This is a genomic window from Halomonas sp. BM-2019 (assembly GCF_017584085.1).
This window is the reverse complement of sequence record NZ_CP071922.1, coordinates 1,129,849-1,131,665: the sequence shown is the minus strand read 5'-3', so window position 1 is coordinate 1,131,665 and position 1,817 is coordinate 1,129,849. Positions and strand designations below refer to the sequence as shown.

General features: G+C 50.4%; 1 protein-coding gene and 1 pseudogene. Both read right to left on the bottom strand.

From position 1 onward, the window contains the following. A partial coding sequence (locus tag J5F18_RS05730; protein ID WP_346301359.1) for a biotin/lipoyl-containing protein occupies positions 1-334 on the bottom strand: 334 nt, incomplete at its 3' end. A gap of 10 nt (positions 335-344) precedes the next feature. After that, positions 345-1,817 (bottom strand): annotated as a pseudogene (gene aceE, locus J5F18_RS05725) (pyruvate dehydrogenase (acetyl-transferring), homodimeric type); the annotation flags it as partial.

The window sequence follows — 1,817 nt, the reverse complement described above, 5'->3', positions numbered from 1 at the left end:
CCTCTTTCTGATCGTCTTCTTTCGATGGAGAATCCGCTTCTTCTTGCGTCTCACCGGAAGACGCTTCTTCCTCGCTGTCATCTGCAGATTCACTTTCGGCTGCTTCAATCAACGCAAGCAAATCACCCTCGCTGATTTTGTCGCCGACACTGACTTTGAGACTCTTAATTTTTCCAGCGAAAGGCGCAGGGATATCCATGGAGGCCTTGTCACTTTCTACAGTCACCAACGAGTCCTCGGCCTCTACCGAGTCCCCTTCACTAACCAGAACTTCGATGACTTCAACTCTTTCCCCACCGACGTCGGGAACTTTTACTTCTTTTGCATCTGCCATGAGTCGCTCCTTACGCGTACAGTGGGTTTACTTTCTCAACATCGATACCGAAATCTTTGATGGCTTTCGCCACCACTTTCTTATCGATATCGCCCGCTTTGGCAAGCTCGCTCAGGGCAGCCACAACGACATACTCTGCATTTACTTCAAAGTGACGACGCAGATTTTCACGGCTGTCCGAGCGTCCGAAACCATCGGTACCCAAAACACGATATGCGCCAGGTACCCAAGCACGGACTTGGTCCGCATATAGCTTCATGTAGTCTGTCGCTGCAATGACTGGACCATTGCCTTGCTCAAGCACTTCTGTGATGAACGCGCGCTTCTCTTTCTTGGTCGGGTTCAACATGTTGTGCCGCTCGACATCCAATCCATCGCGTGCGAGTTCGTTGAACGACGTCGCACTGAAGACAGTTGCTTGGATATCAAAGTCATCTGCCAAGATTTGCGCCGCTTTCCGCACTTCATTGAGGATGGTGCCTGAACCAAGCAGACGAACTTCGCCTTTTGCCTTGGTTTTGCCACTTTTCGCTTTCACTTCATCCAACTTGTAGATGCCGCGCAAGATGCCTTCTTCCGATCCTTCTGGCATTTCTGGTTGCTTGTAGTTCTCGTTCATCACGGTGATGTAATAGAACACGTTTTCCTGTTCCGCGAACATCCGGCGCATACCGTCCTGAACAATCACCGCAACTTCGTATCCGTAGGTTGGATCATAGCTAATGCAGTTCGGCACGGTCCCAAAGTGCAAGTGGCTGTGCCCATCTTGGTGCTGGAGGCCCTCGCCGTTCAGCGTGGTTCGGCCGGCGGTACCACCAATCAAGAAACCACGGGCTTGGCTATCACCCGCTGCCCACACCAGATCACCGACACGTTGGAAACCAAACATGGAGTAATAGATGTAAACAGGAATCATGGGCTCGTTATTTGATGAATAGCTCGTTCCTGCCGCTACCCACGAAGCCATCGCACCCAATTCGTTGATGCCTTCTTGCAGCACTTGGCCTTTCTTATCTTCGCGATAATAGGCAACTTGATCGGCATCTTGTGGCGTATACTTCTGTCCTTGTGACGAGTAGATACCCACTTGACGGAACAAGCCTTCCATTCCGAAAGTTCGTGCTTCATCCGGAATGATAGGAACGACACGTTGTCCCACTTTCTTATCTTTCAGCATGGCAGTGAGAACCCGTACAAAGGCCATAGTCGTGGAAATTTCACGATCCCCTGAGCCTTTCAACACCGCTTCAAATGCCTTCAGACCTGGAACCTCGAGCTCCTTATCTGTTTCAGCACGACGCACCGGCATAAAGCCACCGAGCTTCTCACGGCGGTCACGCAAATACTTCAGCTCTTCGCTATCATCCTCAAACTTGTAGTATGGGATGTCTTCAAGCTCGCTATCTTTAATTGGAATATTGAAGCGGTCACGGAAGTGCTTGATCGCATCCATGTCCATTTTCTTAACTTGGTGAGCGACGTT